We start from the raw sequence: 17,197 nt of genomic DNA, 5'->3' as shown, positions 1-17,197 counted from the left end.
CCGAACGGTGCCCCGGCCCACCGCCCCTTTCCCGCGGGGCCGACGGGGACTGACGGAGGGTCGGGCGACGGGGAAGAGGGAAGACTCGAAGGTGGTGGTCGCTGACCGGCCCGTGGCACCGCGGCCGCGGCCGGAGTCTCGGGGAAGGGGCGCCATGGTGAGGGCAGCCCGGCGGGCCAGGGGCGCGGCGCGGGCCAGTGTCTGGCTGGAGGGCGGGGCGCGTCGTGGCGGGCGCGGCGGCGGGCAGCCCTCCGGGCTGGACCGGGAGCGGATCACCGAGGCGACGGTACGGCTGCTGGACGCCGAGGGACTCACCAGGTTCTCCATGCGGCGGCTCGCGGCCGAGCTGAACGTGACGGCGATGTCCGTCTACTGGTACGTCGACACCAAGGACGACCTGCTGGAGCTGGCGCTGGACGCGGCCTTCGGGGAGGTGCGGCTGCCGGGCACGGACTCGGACGAGGACTGGCGCGACCAGTTGCGGGCGCTCGCCTCCGAGTACCGGGCGCTGCTGGTGCGCCATCCCTGGCTGGCGCCGCTCGCCGGGACGTTCCTCAACATCGGCCCGCCACGCGGTCGCCTTCTCGCTCGCCGTGCAGCGGGTGATCGGGCTGACCGGGCTGCCGGCGCACGGCCGGATGGGTGCGATCTCGGCGGTCTTCCAGTTCGTCTACGGCTTCGGCACGGTCGAGGGCCACTTCATCGAGCGTTGCGCGGCGGCCGGGCTGAGCCAGGACGAGTACGTCCGCCGCGCCATGAGCGCGGTGACCGAGCGCCCGGAGCTCAGCGAGGTCGTACCCCGGTCCGCGGACCTCATGCGGGCCCGCGGCGGCGACACGGTGGAGGAGACGCGTGAGCGGGACTTCGCCTTCGCGCTTCAGACGCTCATCGCGGGGATCGAGGCGATGGTCGCCCGGGGGTAGGGGATCCGCGTCTCTCAGTCCTCGGAGGAGACCAGCCGGGCCGGGAAGCCGCCCGTCGCCACCGGGCCCCAGCGCACCGGGGTGATCCTGATGATCGACTTGCCCTGCTTGACCATGGCCTCGCGGTACTCGTCCCAGTCCGGGTGCTCGCCCGCGATGTTGCGGTAGTACTCGACGAGCGGTTCGACGGAGTCCGGCGTGTCGATGACCTCGGCCGTGCCGTCGATCTGGACCCAGGGACCGTTCCAGTCGTCGCTGAGCACGATGACGCTGACCCGCTCGTCGCGCTTGGCGTTGCGGGTCTTGGCGCGGTCCGGGTAGGTGGAGACGACGATCCGCCCCGAGTCGTCGACGCCGCAGGTCAGCGGTGACCCCTGGGGGCTGCCGTCGGCGCGGCGGGTCAGCAGGACCGCGCGGTGGCGGGGACGCACGAAGTCCAGCAGCTCGTCCCGTGATACGGCGGTGTTGGTCGCGATGTTCGGTGCCATGCCCGCAGCCTAGGCCTCCGGGAGGGCGGGGAGCCTGATCCCGCCGTGCCGACGACCGCGCGGCTCACTCACGACTCCAACGCCTCCGCCAGGCTGTCGTACACGGGCACGTCCCGCCGTACCCCGGTCAGCTCCAGGACGCGGCGCGGCATGCCGAGCGGTTCCGCCACCACCCGTAGCCCGACCCGGGCGGGCAGCCGGTACCGCACGTCCTGGACGAGGCGGGCGCCCTGGGAGTCCATGAAGCCGGTGTGGGCGAAGTCCAGGATCAGCACGCTCAGCCGGGTGGCGCGCGCCTCGGCGAAGGAGGTGATGGCGGCGCACAGCGAGGGGGAGTTGGACAGGTCGATCTCCGGGGGCAGGGCGATCAGGCTGCGACCGGGCAGGTCGCGCACCCGGCACGGGCTCGGGACATGGGTCATGGCACTCACCTGGCAGAGGTTCGTCCGGGCTCGGAGAGGCCGCTTCCTGACCTGTCGGCTCATTCCACCACTCCCGCGTGCCACTCCGAAAGGGGGGAACGCCGAGCATCAACCGGGCGTCAATCTCCCCGCAGAGGAGGAGATAAAATTCTGTCCGTCCTGTGCTCGCAGTCGGGAATGTGCTGCGGAGCTCTCCTGCGCATGGCCATGCGGCCGTGCACGCCGAAGAGGTTCGTGTGCCTGCGTCCGACTTTTCCGATCTGCCTGATTTTCCACGGGGTTTCGAGCTGGCCGAAGCGCTGGCCGAAGCAGCTCGGCAACTGCACGACACGCTCACCCCCCACAGCACGATGAGCACCGCCGTCTGTCTCGCCGTGCGCCTGCTGCCGGGCGCCGAACACGCGGCCGTCTGCGAGGCGGAGCGCGGCGACCACTTCCGTACGCTCGCCTGGAGCGACGAGGTCGTCCGCACCGCCCACGACGCCCACCCGGGCAGCGAGCAGGCCCCGTACTGGAGCCACCTGTGGCACACGCCCGTGGTGCGCGTGGCGGACAGCGAGAACGACGCGGGTGGCGCCGTGCTGTCCGGTCTGGGCCTGCGCTCGGCGCTCGCGCTGCGGCTGCGCGCCGGCAAGCGACGGCTGACCGTGCTCACCGTCTACGCCCGCAAGCCGCACGCCTTCGACGAGGCCGCGACGCGGATCGGCCGGCTGTTCACCGCGCACGTCGGTCTCGCGCTGGAGTCGGTGACCGTGCGAGAGCAGCTCACCGAGGCGATGCACACCCGGGACCTGATCGGCCAGGCCACGGGCATCCTGATGGAGCGCCTGAACATGGACGCAACGGAGGCGTTCGACAGCCTGGTGCGCGCCTCGCAGCGGGAGAACGTCAAGCTGCGGGATCTCGCCCGCCGCATCGTCGATGCGAACCACGCCACGTGACGGTCAGGAGTTGATCGCCGAAACGGGGACAAAAGCATGACATGAGATCCGAGATGCCCTACCCGCTCGACCAGGCGATCGTGCGCAGCGGCGGTCTCGACACGCTGCTGCGGGACCTGACCGACCGCGCGGTCGAGGCCGTGCCCGGTTGCGCCGCCTGCAGCATCACCGTCCGCCGCGGCGACCGCCTGCTGACCCTGGCGGGCAGCGGCACCCTGCCCAGCGGCCTGGACCTGCGCCAGTACGAGAACGGCACCGGGCCGTGCGTCACGGCCGCCGAGACGGGGACCGAGCAGTACGCGCCCGACCTGGCCGCCGAGGCCCGGTGGCCCGTGTACACCGAGTACGCGCTGTCGGTCGGGGTGCGGTGTGTGCTCGCGGTGCCGCTCGCCGTGGAGGGCGACACCGGCGCCGCGCTCAACTTCTACGGCAGCGAGCCCGGTGTGCTCGGCACGGCCCGTGACCGGGCCCGTGCCTTCGCGGCGCGGACGGCCGAGGCCGTCGACGTGGCCCTGCGCGTGGAACGCGAACGCGCCGACGCGTCCGACGTACGCACCGCGCTGCTCTCCCGCAGCGTCATCGACCAGGCGATCGGCATCCTGATGGCGCAGGAGCGGGTCAGCGCCGGCATCGCCCTGGAGCGCCTGCGCCGGATCTCGCAGCACACGAACACCAAGCTCCGCGACCTGGCCACCGATCTGGTCTCCCGGGTCTCGGGCGAGGGCCGTCCGCCGTCAGGCGGACGGTAGCGACTCGCCCTGCACGGCCTGGACGTCCAGCTCCACCTTCAGCGTGGTGCCGATCGCGGCGATGCCCGCCTGGACGATCTGGTTGTAGTTCATCGCGAAGTCCTCGCGGCGCAGTTCCGTGGTGGCGCGGAAGGCCGCGCGGGTGCCGCCCCACGGGTCGGAACCGGTGCCGAGGTAGGCGAGGTCCAGATCGACCGGGCGGACCACCCCGTGCAGGGTCAGCTCGCCGTGGACGGTCCAGCGGTCGGCGCCCGCGGCCGTCAGGCCGGTCGAGCGGTAGGTGATCTCCGGGTACTTCTCGACGTCCAGGAAGTCCGCGGACCTCAGGTGGGTGTCGCGCATGCCGTTGCCCGTGTCGATGGATGCGGCGCGGATGACGGCCTCGACGCGGGACTTCTCCACCTCGTCCGGGGCGATCTCGATGCGCCCGGAGAAGTCCGTGAACCGCCCGTGCACGCTGGAGATCCCCAGGTGCTGGGCGACGGCGCCCACCGAGGAGTGCGCCGGGTCGATGGTCCACGGCCCCGGCGGCGGCAGCTCGGTGCCGCCCTGCCGGGCGAGCGTCACGGGGCCGACCTCGGCCCGGCCGCTCGCGGTCACGATCGCGCTGGAGGCGGCGGGCGCGTACCCGACCGCCGTGACGATCACGGTGTAGGCGCCGGGCGCCAGCTCGGTCGCGTCGCGGACGACGCCCTCGGCGTCGGCCTCGGCGCGCAGGACCTGCGTCCCGGTCGTGTCGGTCACGGTGACGACCGCGTGCGACACGGCCCATCCGTCTCGCGTACGGATCCGTGCGGTCAGCCCCATCGCGTGGTTCCCCTCAAATCCCTTGAATCCTTGATAAATCCCCGTGGCGGCCGAAAAAAATCCGGCCCGAGGGGGCGCCTTGCGCTCACAGCGCGCCCCCACGAGCCGGGCTTCCGGCCTACTCGCCCGGGTGGGCGAGTTCGATGTCGTGGTCGTCGACGCCGTCGCCGGAGAGGGTCACGGCGGTGGCCACCGGCGGGTAGCCCGTCGCGATGACGGTGTACTCCCCGCCGTTCAGATCGGTGAAGGCGTACGCGCCGTCCGCGCCGGTGGTGGCCGTGCCGACCACGTTGCCCGCCGCGTCCACCAGGGTCACCCGGGCGTCCGCGAGGGGGCCGTGCGGGGCCCGTACGACACCCTGGACCTGGGAGCCGGAGTCGAGGTCGATCTCGACGCGGGTCACCCCGGTGGCGCCGACCTCGACGGGCAGGGCCCGCGGGCGGTGCCCGGCGGCGTTCACCGCGACGGTCACGGCACCCGGCACCAGTTCGGCGAAGGAGAAGGTGCCCTGCTCGCCGGTGGTGGCGGTGGCCAGCAGGTCGCCGCGCACATCGGTGACGATGACCATCGCGTCCTTGACCGGCAGCCCGGTCTCGGCGGCGCGGACGACGCCGCTCAGGCCGCTGGTGCCGCTGAGCAGGATGTCGTACGACACCGGTTCGTCGTGCACGACGATCGTGGAGGCCTGCGGCTGGTGGCCGTCGGCGGAGGCGATCAGTACGTAGGAGCCGGTGCCCGGAGCGTCCACCGCGTAGGAACCGTCGGCCTGCGCGACCGACCGGCCCAGCTGCCGTCCCCCCAGCGAGATCAGGGTGACGGCGGCCTGCGGGACGGGCGCGCCCTCGCCGCCGCGGACGAAACCGCGGACCGGGATGCCACCGCCGTCACCGGCCGCCTCCGGCCGGGCGATCGTGGCGACGGCCGTGAGGCGCTGGGTGCCTGTGCCCTCGTCCGTTGCCTCGGTGCTCGCCACCGCCCAGCTCGGGACCCTCTCCTCGGCCGGCGCGGACGCCTCGGCCGGGGTGGCCGCCGTGGGGGCCTCCTGCGGTGCCGAGTCGGCGGCCTGCGCCAGCGCGCCCTTGGTCTTCAACGGGACCTCCTTGATGAACAGCGTGATCAGGAAGGCGAGGGCGGCGAGGCAGCCGGCGATGAAGAAGACATCGGCGATGCCGTGGCCGTAGGCGCTCTCCAGCAGCGTGCGCAGCGGAGCCGGCAGCGCGCCCATGTCCGGGATGCGGTCGGTCGAGCTCGACCCGGCCAGCGCGGCCTGGTACTTGGGGCTCAGGGCGGAGATGCCGTCCTGGACGTAGTGGGTGATCCGGTGGGACATCACCGCGCCGAGCGCGGAGACGCCGACCGCACCGCCGAGGGAGCGGAAGAAGGTGACCGTGGAGCTGGCCGAGCCGAGGTCGGAGGGGGCCACCTGGTTCTGCGTGGCGAGGACCAGGTTCTGCATCATCATGCCGATGCCGAGACCCAGCAGGGCCATGAAGACGGCCATCTTCCAGTAGGCGGTGTCGTACCGGATGCCGCCCAGCAGGCACAGGCCGGCCGTCACCAGGACGCCACCGCTGACCAGCCAGGCCTTCCAGCGGCCGGTGCGGGTGATGAACTGACCGGAGACGGTGGAGGAGACGAACAGACCGCCGATCATCGGGATGGTCATGACACCGGACATCGTCGGGGACTTGTCGCGGGCCAGCTGGAAGTACTGGCTGAAGAACACCGTGCCGGTGAACATCGCGATGCCGACGAACAGCGAGGCGAGCGACGCCAGCGTGATCGTGCTGTTGCGGAACAGGCGCAGCGGGATGATCGGCTCGCTCGCCTTGGCCTCCACCAGTACGAACAGCGCGCCGAGGACGATCGATCCCGCGACCATCGTGTACGTCTGCCACGACAGCCAGTCGTACTTGTCACCGGCGAAGGTGACCCAGATCAGCAGCAGGGAGACGGCGGCGGAGATGAGGAACGCGCCGCCCCAGTCGACCTTGACCTCCCGCTTGACCACGGGCAGGTGCAGGGTCTTCTGCAGCACGATCAGCGCGACGACCGCGAAGGGGACACCGACGTAGAAGCACCAGCGCCAGCCCAGCCAGGACGTGTCGGTGATGACACCGCCGAGCAGCGGGCCGCCGACGGTGGCGACGGCGAAGGTGGCGCCCAGGTAGCCGGAGTAACGGCCGCGCTCACGCGGGGAGATCATCGCCGCCATGACGATCTGGGCGAGTGCCGACAGACCCCCGACACCGATGCCCTGGAACACCCGGAAGGTGATGAGCATGCCGGGGTTCTGCGACAGACCGGCCGCCATCGAGGCGGCGACGTAGATGACGAGGGCTATCTGGACGAGAGCCTTCTTGCTGTACAGGTCGGCCAGCTTGCCCCACAGGGGGGTGGCCGCGGTCATCGACAGCAGGGCGGAGGTCACGACCCAGGTGTAGGCGGACTGGCCGCCGCCGAGGTCGTTGATGATGTGCGGCAGCGCGTTGGACACGATCGTGGACGACAGGATCGCCACGAACATGCCGAGCAGAAGCCCCGAGAGGGCCTCCATGATCTGCCGGTGCGTCATGGGAGCGCCGTCCGGGGAGCCTCCCCCGTGCTTGCGGTGAGCCCGCACACCGGCTGGTGTGGTCGTTGCCATGGAGCTTCCTTTACTTACGTGCTTGCAGGTGTACGGGTGGTCTCGTGGGCAACGGACTGCGTCGCGGATGCCGCCTGTGCGAGCCGGGGAGTGGAACGGCAGTCGCCGAAGCTCTCCCTGAGCCGTGCCATGAGCTGGACGAGCCTGCCGACGTCGTCCTCCGGCCAGTCGCTCAGCCGGTCGGCGAGCAGCGCGGCGGTGCGCCGGGACAGCTCGTCGAGCTGGGCGCGGCCGGGTGCCGTCAGGTGCAGGATGCGGGAGCGCTTGTCCGCGGGGTCCGGGCAGCGCTCGATCCAGCCACGGTCCGCTACGTGTGCGACGTGGCGGCTGGTGACCGACGTGTCGACGGCGAGCAGCTCGGCGAGCTTGCTCATGCGCATGTCGCCGTGGCGGCCGAGCAGGGTCAGCACGGCGGCGGAACCGCCGGGGCAGTCGGGCGGCAGGCAGCGCCCGAGGTCCCGCTTCACGGCGCCGAAGGCGCTGAGCTGACGCGCCAGCTCTTCGTACAGCGCTCGCTCGGCCATGGCACCTCCTTCTTATCGTTGCCTAGAGCAACCATAGAGAGATTGGTTGCTGCAGGCAAATTAATCGGGGCGCCTGAAGGCAAAGAGTTGACCAAGGAAAGCGCTGGTGGAAGTAAATGTGCAGATGGCGGGGCGTGCCTGCCTGTGGCATCGCTGTGAGCGGCCCTCGTGCCATGACTCGGGCGGCCCCCTTACACAACCCTCACTTGGGCAGTCCCCCACGTATTCGCTAGGGTCCGGGGCCATGGCTAACACCCAGGGCCCCCAGGGCAACTACGACCCCGCCGGCAGCACGCAGATGTTCCGCGCGTTCGTCGACGAGGCGGCCCCCCAGGGCCGGCAGCAGGCGGCCGCTCCGGCCGGCCCCCGCATCGGCCTGATCGTCGGCATCGTGGTCGCCGTCGCGATCGTCGCGGCGGTCGCCTGGCTGGCGCTGACGTAGGCCGCCGCCCGCACCTCCTCTGACACCCGGCTCCTTTTCGGCGTCGCATCCACACGGATGTGCCGCCGGTGGTGTGGAAGGAGACGGTCGCGTCCCCCCGCCGACGGCGGTCGGTGGGCTGCCGCTCCGGTCCCGCGGTGAGCGCGGGGGCCGTTCGGCGTGGGATGGGGTGCGGTTGACGTCGGTGAGGAGGAAACCCCGGTCGCCGACGGCGACGTGCCGCCGCCGGGCGGCTCGCCGGCCGGAGCGGTCCTTCGGGGACACGGCGGCCGGCCGGACGCGGCCGTGAACGGCTGCCGTCGACGCACCGGCAGGGATCCGCCCGTGACGGCCTCGCCACCGCGTCGCTGGAAGCATCGCGCCGGAGCGGCTGACGTGTCCCTCGGTGCGGAAGCGCCGTTCGGCAGCGCATGTGCGCGCCCGCGACGACCCGCTCCCCAAGGAGCGGGTCGTCGCGGGCGCCGTCTACCCGGGACGCCCGGGGCCGCCGGGTGGCTCAGTCCGAGATCAGGCCCTCCCGCAGCTGTGCCAGCGTGCGGGTCAGGAGGCGGGAGACATGCATCTGGGAGATGCCGACCTCCTCGCCGATCTGCGACTGCGTCATGTTCGCGAAGAAGCGGAGCATGATGATCTGCCGCTCGCGGGGCGGCAGTTTCGCCAGCAGCGGCTTGAGGGACTCGCGGTACTCCACGCCCTCCAGGGCCGAGTCCTCGTAGCCGAGCCGGTCCGCGAGCGAGCCCTCGCCGCCGTCGTCCTCGGGGGTCGGGGAGTCCAGTGAGGATGCCGTGTACGCGTTGCCGACCGCGAGTCCGTCGACCACGTCCTCCTCCGACACGCCCAGCACGGAGGCGAGCTCGGTGACCGTCGGCGAGCGGTCCAGCTTCTGGGACAGCTCGTCACTGGCCTTGGTGAGGGCCAGGCGCAGCTCCTGGAGGCGGCGCGGCACCCGCACCGACCAGGAGGTGTCCCGGAAGAACCGCTTGATCTCGCCGACGACCGTCGGCATCGCGAAGGTCGGGAACTCCACGCCCCGCTCGCAGTCGAAGCGGTCGATCGCCTTGATCAGCCCGATGGTGCCGACCTGGACGATGTCCTCCATCGGTTCGTTGCGGCTGCGGAAGCGGGCCGCGGCGTACCGCACCAGCGGGAGGTTCAGCTCGATGAGCGTGTCCCGGACGTAGGCGCGCTCGGGGCTGTTCTCGTCGAGTGCGGCGAGCCGCAGGAACAGGGAGCGGGACAGGGTGCGGGTGTCGATGCCCTCCGTGGACGGAAGGTCCGGGGCCTCGGGGGCCGGCAGAGCCTCGGCGCCCGGAAGGTCCTGGGCGGGAAGGGTCTCGGCACCCGGGAGGTCCTGAGGGGCCTGAAGGTCCTGGAGCACGTCGGGCGCGGAGTCGCTCTGCATGAGCGTGAGCACCTTCGAGCTGCCCTGGTCTGCGGACATGCCACCCCCTTTGGGTCGCGGGACGGTCGCGGCGGACGCTCCCGTCGTGAGGAACGCAGCCTCCCCTGAGATACCGGTCGCGAGGCCGCGGCAAACGCGCTGCCGGAAGAATGTCACATGTCGGCAACACGCTGTAGCGACATGTCGACATGTGAAGCGTGAATGCGCCCTGGTTGGAAGGGTTCTGATGGTTTTTCAGTGGAGAGTTGTCGGGAAGAGCGCTTGCGGGTGGTTCGCTCTCGTGGGTTATGCGTCGATTCTGTTTGCGGATCTCAGACGCGCGAAGCTCCGTGCCAGGAGCCTTGACACATGCATCTGGGAGACACCCAGCTCGGCGCTGATCTGGGACTGGGTGAGGTTGCTGTAGTAGCGCAGCAGGAGGATCCGCTGCTCGCGCTCGGGCAGTTGCACGAGCAGGTGCCGTACGAGGTCGCGGTGCTCGACACCGTCGAGGGCGGGGTCCTCGTAGCCGAGCCGGTCGAGCAGGCCGGGCAGCCCGTCGCCCTCCTGGGCGGCCTCCAGCGAGGTCGCGTGGTAGGAGCGGCCCGCCTCGATGCAGGACAGCACCTCCTCCTCGGTGATGCGCAGCCGCTCGGCGATCTCGGCGGTGGTGGGGGAGCGCCCGTACGCCGTCGTCAGGTCCTCGGTGGCGCTGTTGACCTGCACCCACAACTCGTGCAGCCGGCGCGGGACGTGGACCGTGCGGACGTTGTCGCGGAAGTAGCGCTTGATCTCGCCGACGACGGTGGGCATCGCGAAGGTCGGGAACTGCACGCCGCGGTCGGGATCGAAGCGGTCGATGGCGTTGATCAGGCCGATGGTGCCGACCTGGACGACGTCCTCCATGGGCTCGTTGCGGGAGCGGAAGCGGGCGGCGGCGTAGCGGACGAGGGGGAGGTTCGCCTCGATGAGTGCTCCGCGCACGCGGTGGTGCTCCGGAGTGCCCGGCTGGAGCTCCTTGAGCTGGGCGAAGAGCATCTGGGTGAGGGCCCGGGTGTCGGCGCCACGGCGTCTGGCGGCCTCCTGGGGGCGGGCGGAGGTGTCGGGGGGCGGCTCGGAGGGATCGGGGTGGGCGGGGTCCGTGGCGGATGCCTGATGCCGGTCGGAGGACGGGGCCGGGGCCTCGTCCTCCTGGGGCGGCGCAGTACTGGCCGACACGGTCAACGCCACCTCTTCATCCATCAACACATCTGTCAACTCACCGTCAAAAGCGGTCATAGCATCACAAGAAATGGACACTGTGTGCAAGCACCGCATAACTCCGTGTTGGGGGAGAAGCTGGGGCAGAGATTGGGGCACAAGACGCAGGAAAGCCCTCCACTGTTCCCGTGGAGGGCTCCGTCGGTTGTGTCGCCCGGAATCGGTGGGCGCTGTCGCTCAGATTTCGTAGTCGGCGATCACCCAAGTGGCGAACTCACGCCACAGGGCGACGCCCGCCTGGTGCGCCGGGTGTTCCAGATACCGCTTGAGGGCGTCGGTGTCGTCCACCGCGGAGTTGATCGCGAAGTCGTAGGCGATGGGGCGGTCGCTGATGTTCCAGCCCAGCTCCCAGAAGCGGAGCTCCTCGATCAGGCCGTCGAGGGCCTCGAAGGCGCGGACGCCCTCCACGACGCGCGGGTCGTCGCGCCGGACGCCCTCGTTGAGCTTGAAGAGGACCAGGTGGCGGATCACGGGTGACTCCCAGGGGGTGCGGCGACGGCGGACCGCCGGCCGGGCTCGCGCGGGGTGCCGGAGGACCGCGGAGACCTTACTTGGTCCCGTCGGCGAGCCAGGTCATGAAGTGGCCGATCGCCTTGGCGGCGCTCGAGATGCCTTCGAACCCTATCTGCACGTAGTCGGCGGCCTTGGCCGGGTCGGTGATGATCACATAGAGCACGAAGACCAGGATCGCGTAGAGCGCGACCTTCTTTCCCGGTACCGCCACGGTGGCCTCCCCCGTCTCTTCCGCCCCGCGGGGCCGGTTCGCCGCGGGTGAGTGTAACCCGACCAGGTGTTCGGGGCTTTATAAAAGATCCCGTATGCACCATGTCCTCACCGTTCCCCTCCGTGCCGGGCCTTCGGGGACCAATGGCCCGGGGCGAGGGGCCGTTCGGCCGGCTTGCCGGGACGGCGGGAGGCCGGAGGATGGAGAGGAGCCCACCGGACCGGCAGGGGCCCGGAGGGCGGGAGGACCGGACCGGGTGACCGGACCCGGCTGGGATCCGCGGTGCGAGGTCCCCGAGCCGTGAGGCGGCCCCGACGCCCGTGTCCTCAGGGGAGGGACGGCGTCCTGTTCCCCGAGGCCGCCGCCCCGCTCCAGGGGGCGGGCCGAAGCCCCGGCGCAACTGAGCGGCACGCCGGGGCTTCGCGCAGCCCTTCGGGCCCCTGCACTTCCTGGCCCCAGCCCTCTCGGCCCCAGCTCTCCCGGCCCAGCTCTTCCGACCCCAGCCCTCCCGGCCCCGGCACACGCGAAGGGCCCCGCCTGTCGGCGGGGCCCTTCTCCAGCGGTAGCGGAGGGATTTGAACCCTCGGTGACTTGCGCCACACTCGCTTTCGAGGCGAGCTCCTTCGGCCGCTCGGACACGCTACCGAGGGAGACCCTACCCCAAGGTGGGCCATGGTCTGAAATCCGTTTCCGGGGCCGTCCGGGGCCGTCCGGGGCCGACGCGGCGCCTACGTCTCAGCGAGTCCGGAAGAAGTCTGTCAGGAGCCGCGCGCAGTCGTCCTCGAGAACGCCGGCGACCACCTCCGGGCGGTGGTTCAGGCGCCGGTCGCGCACCAGGTCCCACAGCGACCCGACCGCGCCCGCCTTCTCGTCGCGTGCGCCGTAGACCAGCCGCTCCACCCGGGACTGCTGCACCGCGCCCGCGCACATGGTGCAGGGCTCCAGGGTCACGACGAGCGTGCAGCCGGGCAGCCGCCACTCGCCGAGCGCCGCCGCGGCCCCGCGGAGCGCGACGATCTCCGCGTGGGCCGACGGATCGCCCGTCGCCTCGCGCTCGTTGTGACCGGTGGCCAGCACCGAGCCGTCCCGGGACAGCACGACGGCACCGACGGGCACGTCACCGCCCTCGACGGCCCGCGCGGCCTCGTCCAGGGCGAGACGCATCGCGGCCCGCCACGGGTCGCGCACCGGGTCGGGGGCCGGCGCCCGCTCCTCGGTCACGGGGAACACCTAGCGGACGGTCTCCAGGACCTCCGAGGCACCCAGGGCCTCGGCGATCGCGTTGAGCGCGTCGTCGGCGTCCAGGGCGCGCAGCTCCTTCTCGGAGACGCCGAGGTCGTCGAGGACCTCGCTGTCCCCCACGGGACCGTGCGGCACGGCGGAGGCGTCCGTGCCGGGCGCGTCCTCGTCGGCGTCCTCGGGCTCACCGTCCTCCGTGCCGTCGAGGTCGAGGGAGTCCAGGTCCGGACCGTCGTCGCCGGGCTCCCTTCCGAGCAGTTCGTCGGTGAGCAGGATCTCGCCGTACGAACTACGGGCTGCGGCCGCGGCGTCCGAGACGTAGATACGAGGGTCGTCCTCACCGTCCACGCGGACGACGCCGAACCACGCGTCCTCCTGCTCGATCAGGACGAGCACCGTGTCGTCGTCGGCCGAGGCCTCCCGGGCCAGGTCGGCCAGGTCGGCCAGCGTCTCCACATCGTCGAGCTCTGTGTCGCTCGCTTCCCACCCGTCTTCGGTGCGCGCGAGCAGTGCGGCGAAGTACACCGTGACTCTCCCACTGGTCATAGGCGTGCCGGTTGGGGGTCCCCCCGGCGGAGGTTCTGGGCGGAGAGAGCTGGGCTCCGAGCCCCACCCACTCGGAATCGTGGCAGAAACAAGGCGTTCAGGGGACGTCTTCGGCTCCCTGTGTCTGGCTGTTTTGATCGCGGGCACTCGAGCAGAGCGGTCCACTCACCAGCGCACTCGTTGCCGCCACCAGCGGATCGTACGCGGCCTTGGCCGGTGTGGCCGCACGGCCACCCCGCCACGGCCGCGTCGCTACCAGCGGAAGGTGCGCATACGCATGGCGTGACGCAGCCGTGCGGCCTTGGCGCGGCGGGGCTGGACGCGGGCGCGCAGCTCCCGTGCCTCCGCCAGTTCACGCAGGAACCTGGCGCGGCGCCGCCTGCGCTCGGCGTCCGGCTCCTGTGCTTCCGGCTCCCTGGGGGACTCCTGGTCCGGCATCGTCACACCACCCCTGTTCCGTTCCTCCCACTTTCCCTCTGATGGGGGGTTCGATGCCAGGTCCGGACGGACGCCGCCGCCCGGTTACTGTGGGGGCATGCGTCTCCATGTCGTCGACCACCCCCTGGTCGCCCACAAGCTCACCACGTTGCGCGACCGGCGCACCGACTCCGCGACGTTCCGTCGGCTGGCCGACGAACTCGTCACCCTGCTCGCCTACGAGGCCACGCGGGACGTGCGCACCGAGGCGATCGACATCGAGACGCCGGTCGCCACGACCACCGGCGTGAAGCTGTCCCGCCCGCGCCCGCTGGTGGTGCCGATCCTGCGCGCCGGGCTCGGCATGCTGGACGGCATGGTGCGGCTGCTGCCGACCGCCGAGGTGGGTTTCCTGGGCATGATCCGCAACGAGGAGACGCTTCAGGCCTCCACGTACGCGACCCGCATGCCGGAGGACCTCTCCGGGCGGCAGGTGTACGTGCTGGACCCGATGCTCGCGACCGGCGGCACGCTCGTCGCGGCGATCCAGGAGCTGATCAAGCGTGGTGCGGACGATGTGACGGCCGTGGTGCTGCTGGCCGCCCCGGAGGGCGTCGAGATCATGGAGCGCGAACTGGCGGGCACGCCGGTCACGGTGGTGACGGCCGCGGTCGACGAGCGCCTCAACGAGCACGGTTACATCGTGCCGGGCCTCGGGGACGCCGGGGACCGCCTGTACGGGGCGGCGGAGTAGGGGCCGGCCAGGATTCGTACGGGGCTCGTACGCGACACAGGAGGTGCCGTGCGGCCTCCACACGGAGGCGCGCGGCCGCGCGTCGACCGCACGGCCCTGACCGGCCGGGACCGGGACCCGGGACCGCGGTCCGCCGAAAGCTCAGCAGCTCTTCTTGCCGGTGCCCGGTGACGCCGTCGGCGTCGGGTTCTTCAGGGCCGCCAGGGCCTTGTCCGCGTCCGGCTCGGCCGTCAGGGACTTGAAGCCGTCGCCCAGGATCAGGTCGACGGACGCGTCCGTGCGGGCGTCCGTGCGCTGGTCGGCGCCCGCGAGCTGGGTGGCGAGAACCGTCAGCGCGGTGTGCAGGGAGGTCTTCGGGCCGAGCAGCATCCCCACGCCCTTGATCTTCTTGTCGTACTGCTCCGTGGCGTTGCCCACGGTCCCGATGTGGAAGCCGCGCTTCTTCAACTCGTCCGCGGTCTCCTTGGCGAGGCCGCCCCGCTCCGTGGCGTTGAGGACGTTGACCGTGATCCGGCCCGGCTCGGGCAGGGCCTTGGCGGCGGCCGGTGACGCGCTCACCCTGGTCGAGCAGCCCGTCTTGGCGCCGGCCGCCGACGTTCCGCCGCTGCCGCCGGTGAAGACGTCGATGAGCTGCAGGGTTCCCCAGCCGATCAGCCCGACGGCGACCAGGGACGCGACGACGGCGACCACGAGCCTGCCGCGGCGTCGGGGCGGGCGCATCCGCGGGTACTTGTCACCCGTGATCCGGTACTGGCCACCCATGCCGGGGGGAGTCAGCATGCTCATGGGCGCAGCGTAGTGCGCCCGGGCAGCAATGCCTACTAGATGATCATTGAGTCCCGCGCGGTGCAACCCGAAAGGGTCAAAGGAGCGTCCGTACGGCCGCCCGGACGGCTCAGGCGGAGCGGCCCGGAGGAATCAGTCGAGTTCGAGCACCCGGGCGTGCAGCACCTGGCGCTGTTGCAGCGCCGCGCGAACGGCGCGGTGCAGGCCGTCCTCCAGGTACAGGTCGCCCCGCCACTTCACGACGTGCGCGAAGAGGTCGCCGTAGAACGTCGAGTCCTCGGCGAGCAGGGTCTCCAGGTCGAGCTGCTGCTTGGTCGTCACCAACTGATCGAGGCGGACCGGGCGCGGTGCGACGTCCGCCCACTGCCGGGTGCTCTCCCGGCCGTGGTCGGGGTACGGCCGGCCGTTTCCGATGCGCTTGAAGATCACACGGAAAGCCTACCGGTCGACACGTTCCGGGCGCAGCCATGGCGACGGAGTGCGCCCGCGGAAAAGATGCGGTAAACGGTGCAAAAAGGGAGAGGGTTGGGGATCTGGTCGTGCGGCAAGAGGGGCGGCCGCCCGGCTGGGGGCGGCCGCTGTCGTGGGTCACGGGTGGGGGCGGGTCCACGGGCGCCGCGCGCGGTTCCGTTCCGACGGGGCCGTCGGGGGTGGCTGGTCCACCGTGTCGGATTCCGGTGGTTCGGGTTCCTGATCCGGTTTCGTGCTGCGCAGGGCCTCCGCGCGCACCAGGGCGTGCAGGACCGCGTAGGGGTCGATGAGCATGAAGGGTTCCTCGCGTTGCCGGTGGTGTGACGGTTCCGGGTGGGCCGGACCTGTCAGCAGCGCAGGACCACCGTGCGCAGGGCGTGGAGCGCGGCCGAGCGCGACACCGGGGCGGGGGAGGGAGGCGGATTGTCCGGGCCGGACGGCGCGGGGGCGGCGGCCTGCTGTACCGGCCGCAGCGGTGTGACCGTGCGGGGCCCCTGGAGGGTGGCGGTCCGCGGCGCGGGAGCGAGGGCGTCATAGTCCGTGTCGCACGCCTGGACTGCGGACGCGGGGACGGAGCCGGTCTCCACCGCATCCGTGTACGCGCCGGCCGTGAGAAGGGTGACGAGCACCACGAGCACCCGGAGCCAGGCATACCGTCGAGCGGTGCGTGGGGGGCGCGGTGCGTGGGTCACACGGGGTCATCTCCCCGTCCGACGCACGTTCTTCATCGTGTCGGCACCGACAACCGCCCGCACGGTGTACCGTCCGGGCGCACGATTGACCCTCTCCCCGAGACCGTCACGAGGCCGCCACGTGGTCTTCACACGGTGCGCGGGATGCGCCGCGTCCCGCCCCGGATCCGTACGGCCGTGACGATCTCGACGATGCCGACCACGACCAGCCACCAGCCGGCGACCAGGGTGAGCAGGGCGATCGACCGGAACGGCGAGACGATCAGGACGATCCCCGCGACGAAGGTGACGATGCCGAGGAAGACCTGCCAGCCGCGCGCGGGCACCGCCGGATCGTGGGCGGCGGCCACGGTCTGGGTGATCCCGCGGATCAGCCAGCCGATCCCGATCCACAGCGCGAGCAGCAGGAGCGACTCCAGGCGGCCGCGGAAGCAGAACAGGCCGAGCAGGATCGACAGGGCACCGCTGATGAAGGCCAGGACGCGCAGCGAGGCGGTCTTGTGCGTGCCGAAGGCGGCGGCCAGCTGGAGCACACCGCTCACGAGCAGGTACACCCCGAAGAGCACCCCGGCCGCGAGCAGGGACGGGCCCGGCCAGAGGAGGACCAGGACGCCGAGGATCAGCGACGCGACGCCGGTGAGCAGCACGACCTGCCAGGCGGTGCGGGCGAGGACGTGCAACGGCCCCTCGAAGGGCGGTTCCTGCAGGTCCCAGGCCGGTCTCGTCGTGTGCGTGCCGCGCGCGGCGTGGACGTGACGGTCGTCGTATTCCGGGCCACCGGGGGGCCCGGTCGGTGCGTCGGTCATGAACCATGCTGGGAACGGGTCCCGACGCCCCGCCACCCGGGCGGTCCGACGGACTGACTCCTGCGACGCCGTCCGCGTGCCGTGACCCGACGATCTCCTCGCCCGGTACGGCCTGGAGCCCGTCCCGCGTGCGGGCGGCCGGTTCCGCCGGACCTGGACGGGGCGCCCCGGGCCGACG

General features: G+C 71.5%; 21 protein-coding genes, 1 tRNA gene and 1 pseudogene. 5 read left to right on the top strand and 18 right to left on the bottom strand.

Going from position 1 to position 17,197, the window contains the following annotated elements:
* The first annotated feature begins 154 nt into the window (after positions 1-154).
* Positions 155-923: pseudogene (locus AC5WS8_RS30505) on the top strand (TetR/AcrR family transcriptional regulator).
* Between the two features lie 14 nt (positions 924-937).
* Here the strand turns inward: AC5WS8_RS30505 and AC5WS8_RS30500 are convergent.
* A complete protein-coding gene (locus AC5WS8_RS30500) occupies positions 938-1,411 on the bottom strand; it encodes a PPOX class F420-dependent oxidoreductase (protein WP_496106723.1) in 474 nt (157 codons plus the stop codon).
* Between the two features lie 68 nt (positions 1,412-1,479).
* Positions 1,480-1,833 carry an STAS domain-containing protein gene (locus tag AC5WS8_RS30495; RefSeq protein ID WP_496106722.1) on the bottom strand — a complete coding sequence of 118 codons (354 nt, stop codon included), beginning with the start codon at positions 1,831-1,833 and terminating at the stop codon, positions 1,480-1,482.
* 236 nt (positions 1,834-2,069) lie between these two features.
* On the opposite strand from AC5WS8_RS30495, the gene AC5WS8_RS30490 reads away from it, so the two are divergent.
* Together AC5WS8_RS30490 and AC5WS8_RS30485 are read left to right on the top strand one after the other, a co-directional pair.
* Positions 2,070-2,774 (top strand): GAF and ANTAR domain-containing protein, encoded by a 705-nt coding sequence (locus AC5WS8_RS30490; RefSeq protein WP_496106721.1) that lies wholly within the window; start codon positions 2,070-2,072, stop codon positions 2,772-2,774.
* 41 nt (positions 2,775-2,815) lie between these two features.
* A complete protein-coding gene (locus tag AC5WS8_RS30485; RefSeq protein ID WP_496106720.1) occupies positions 2,816-3,523 on the top strand; it encodes a GAF and ANTAR domain-containing protein in 708 nt (235 codons plus the stop codon).
* On the opposite strand, the gene AC5WS8_RS30480 is transcribed toward AC5WS8_RS30485, so the two are convergent.
* The 3 genes from AC5WS8_RS30480 to AC5WS8_RS30470 all read right to left on the bottom strand — a co-directional run bounded on the left by AC5WS8_RS30480 (position 3,509) and on the right by AC5WS8_RS30470 (position 7,501).
* A complete protein-coding gene (locus tag AC5WS8_RS30480; protein ID WP_496106719.1) occupies positions 3,509-4,330 on the bottom strand; it encodes a YceI family protein in 822 nt (273 codons plus the stop codon). The two genes, AC5WS8_RS30485 and AC5WS8_RS30480, sit on opposite strands and share 15 nt — an antisense overlap.
* Before the next feature lie 118 nt (positions 4,331-4,448).
* Positions 4,449-6,905, bottom strand: coding sequence for an MFS transporter (locus tag AC5WS8_RS30475; protein ID WP_496106805.1), 2,457 nt, complete (start codon positions 6,903-6,905; stop codon positions 4,449-4,451).
* 86 nt (positions 6,906-6,991) lie between these two features.
* Entirely contained in the window at positions 6,992-7,501 is a 510-nt protein-coding gene (locus AC5WS8_RS30470; protein WP_496106718.1) for a MarR family winged helix-turn-helix transcriptional regulator, read from the bottom strand.
* Positions 7,502-7,745: 244 nt separating this feature from the next.
* Here AC5WS8_RS30470 and AC5WS8_RS30465 point away from each other — a divergent pair, with 244 nt between their 5' ends.
* A complete protein-coding gene (locus AC5WS8_RS30465; RefSeq protein WP_496106717.1) occupies positions 7,746-7,943 on the top strand; it encodes a hypothetical protein in 198 nt (65 codons plus the stop codon).
* A gap of 496 nt (positions 7,944-8,439) precedes the next feature.
* On the opposite strand, the gene AC5WS8_RS30460 is transcribed toward AC5WS8_RS30465, so the two are convergent.
* The 8 genes from AC5WS8_RS30460 to AC5WS8_RS30425 all read right to left on the bottom strand — a co-directional run bounded on the left by AC5WS8_RS30460 (position 8,440) and on the right by AC5WS8_RS30425 (position 13,531).
* The gene (locus AC5WS8_RS30460; protein WP_496106716.1) at positions 8,440-9,384 is read right to left on the bottom strand and encodes an RNA polymerase sigma factor SigF; all 945 of its coding nucleotides are present in this window, start codon (positions 9,382-9,384) and stop codon (positions 8,440-8,442) included.
* A gap of 246 nt (positions 9,385-9,630) precedes the next feature.
* Complete coding sequence (locus tag AC5WS8_RS30455) at positions 9,631-10,566, bottom strand: RNA polymerase sigma factor SigF (protein WP_496106715.1); 936 nt, start codon at positions 10,564-10,566, stop codon at positions 9,631-9,633.
* Positions 10,567-10,761: 195 nt separating this feature from the next.
* Positions 10,762-11,055 (bottom strand): Dabb family protein, encoded by a 294-nt coding sequence (locus AC5WS8_RS30450; RefSeq protein WP_496106714.1) that lies wholly within the window; start codon positions 11,053-11,055, stop codon positions 10,762-10,764.
* Positions 11,056-11,131: 76 nt separating this feature from the next.
* Complete coding sequence (locus tag AC5WS8_RS30445) at positions 11,132-11,308, bottom strand: hypothetical protein (protein WP_496106713.1); 177 nt, start codon at positions 11,306-11,308, stop codon at positions 11,132-11,134.
* A gap of 560 nt (positions 11,309-11,868) precedes the next feature.
* A tRNA-Ser gene (locus tag AC5WS8_RS30440) sits at positions 11,869-11,953 on the bottom strand.
* A gap of 90 nt (positions 11,954-12,043) precedes the next feature.
* Positions 12,044-12,472: a tRNA adenosine(34) deaminase TadA gene (gene tadA / locus AC5WS8_RS30435; protein WP_496106804.1), complete on the bottom strand. Its 429-nt coding sequence runs from the start codon at positions 12,470-12,472 to the stop codon at positions 12,044-12,046.
* 66 nt (positions 12,473-12,538) lie between these two features.
* Entirely contained in the window at positions 12,539-13,072 is a 534-nt protein-coding gene (locus tag AC5WS8_RS30430) for a tRNA adenosine deaminase-associated protein (RefSeq protein ID WP_496106803.1), read from the bottom strand.
* A gap of 273 nt (positions 13,073-13,345) precedes the next feature.
* Positions 13,346-13,531 carry a hypothetical protein gene (locus AC5WS8_RS30425; RefSeq protein ID WP_496106802.1) on the bottom strand — a complete coding sequence of 62 codons (186 nt, stop codon included), beginning with the start codon at positions 13,529-13,531 and terminating at the stop codon, positions 13,346-13,348.
* Positions 13,532-13,628: 97 nt separating this feature from the next.
* Here AC5WS8_RS30425 and upp point away from each other — a divergent pair, with 97 nt between their 5' ends.
* The gene (upp, locus tag AC5WS8_RS30420) at positions 13,629-14,264 is read left to right on the top strand and encodes a uracil phosphoribosyltransferase (RefSeq protein ID WP_496106712.1); all 636 of its coding nucleotides are present in this window, start codon (positions 13,629-13,631) and stop codon (positions 14,262-14,264) included.
* 141 nt (positions 14,265-14,405) lie between these two features.
* Here the strand turns inward: upp and AC5WS8_RS30415 are convergent, their stop codons facing one another.
* The 5 genes from AC5WS8_RS30415 to AC5WS8_RS30395 form a co-directional block, all read right to left on the bottom strand.
* Positions 14,406-15,050 (bottom strand): LytR C-terminal domain-containing protein, encoded by a 645-nt coding sequence (locus tag AC5WS8_RS30415; protein ID WP_496106711.1) that lies wholly within the window; start codon positions 15,048-15,050, stop codon positions 14,406-14,408.
* A gap of 132 nt (positions 15,051-15,182) precedes the next feature.
* A complete protein-coding gene (locus AC5WS8_RS30410) occupies positions 15,183-15,479 on the bottom strand; it encodes a type II toxin-antitoxin system VapB family antitoxin (protein ID WP_004929488.1) in 297 nt (98 codons plus the stop codon).
* 159 nt (positions 15,480-15,638) lie between these two features.
* A complete protein-coding gene (locus AC5WS8_RS30405) occupies positions 15,639-15,815 on the bottom strand; it encodes a hypothetical protein (RefSeq protein ID WP_496106710.1) in 177 nt (58 codons plus the stop codon).
* A gap of 53 nt (positions 15,816-15,868) precedes the next feature.
* Positions 15,869-16,213 (bottom strand): hypothetical protein, encoded by a 345-nt coding sequence (locus AC5WS8_RS30400; protein ID WP_496106709.1) that lies wholly within the window; start codon positions 16,211-16,213, stop codon positions 15,869-15,871.
* Between the two features lie 128 nt (positions 16,214-16,341).
* Positions 16,342-17,019 carry an HdeD family acid-resistance protein gene (locus AC5WS8_RS30395; protein WP_496106708.1) on the bottom strand — a complete coding sequence of 226 codons (678 nt, stop codon included), beginning with the start codon at positions 17,017-17,019 and terminating at the stop codon, positions 16,342-16,344.
* Positions 17,020-17,197 lie beyond the last annotated feature (178 nt).

It is taken from the genome of Streptomyces sp. PTL18 (assembly GCF_059510295.1).
This window is presented reverse-complemented; position numbering and strand designations above follow the sequence as displayed.

What these genes read in the sequence shown, in the direction of transcription:
- AC5WS8_RS30415 (WP_496106711.1), bottom strand. Translation starts at nt 15,050, where the DNA reads ATGAGCATGCTGACTCCCCCCGGCATGGGTGGCCAGTACCGGATCACG.
- upp (WP_496106712.1), top strand. Translation starts at nt 13,629, where the DNA reads ATGCGTCTCCATGTCGTCGACCACCCCCTGGTCGCCCACAAGCTCACC.
- AC5WS8_RS30495 (WP_496106722.1), bottom strand. Translation starts at nt 1,833, where the DNA reads ATGACCCATGTCCCGAGCCCGTGCCGGGTGCGCGACCTGCCCGGTCGC.
- AC5WS8_RS30455 (WP_496106715.1), bottom strand. Translation starts at nt 10,566, where the DNA reads ATGGATGAAGAGGTGGCGTTGACCGTGTCGGCCAGTACTGCGCCGCCC.
- AC5WS8_RS30405 (WP_496106710.1), bottom strand. Translation starts at nt 15,815, where the DNA reads ATGCTCATCGACCCCTACGCGGTCCTGCACGCCCTGGTGCGCGCGGAG.
- tadA (WP_496106804.1), bottom strand. Translation starts at nt 12,472, where the DNA reads ATGCGTCTCGCCCTGGACGAGGCCGCGCGGGCCGTCGAGGGCGGTGAC.
- AC5WS8_RS30485 (WP_496106720.1), top strand. Translation starts at nt 2,816, where the DNA reads ATGAGATCCGAGATGCCCTACCCGCTCGACCAGGCGATCGTGCGCAGC.
- AC5WS8_RS30475 (WP_496106805.1), bottom strand. Translation starts at nt 6,905, where the DNA reads ATGACGCACCGGCAGATCATGGAGGCCCTCTCGGGGCTTCTGCTCGGC.
- AC5WS8_RS30465 (WP_496106717.1), top strand. Translation starts at nt 7,746, where the DNA reads ATGGCTAACACCCAGGGCCCCCAGGGCAACTACGACCCCGCCGGCAGC.
- AC5WS8_RS30460 (WP_496106716.1), bottom strand. Translation starts at nt 9,384, where the DNA reads ATGTCCGCAGACCAGGGCAGCTCGAAGGTGCTCACGCTCATGCAGAGC.
- AC5WS8_RS30470 (WP_496106718.1), bottom strand. Translation starts at nt 7,501, where the DNA reads ATGGCCGAGCGAGCGCTGTACGAAGAGCTGGCGCGTCAGCTCAGCGCC.
- AC5WS8_RS30425 (WP_496106802.1), bottom strand. Translation starts at nt 13,531, where the DNA reads ATGCCGGACCAGGAGTCCCCCAGGGAGCCGGAAGCACAGGAGCCGGAC.
- AC5WS8_RS30480 (WP_496106719.1), bottom strand. Translation starts at nt 4,330, where the DNA reads ATGGGGCTGACCGCACGGATCCGTACGCGAGACGGATGGGCCGTGTCG.
- AC5WS8_RS30500 (WP_496106723.1), bottom strand. Translation starts at nt 1,411, where the DNA reads ATGGCACCGAACATCGCGACCAACACCGCCGTATCACGGGACGAGCTG.
- AC5WS8_RS30395 (WP_496106708.1), bottom strand. Translation starts at nt 17,019, where the DNA reads ATGACCGACGCACCGACCGGGCCCCCCGGTGGCCCGGAATACGACGAC.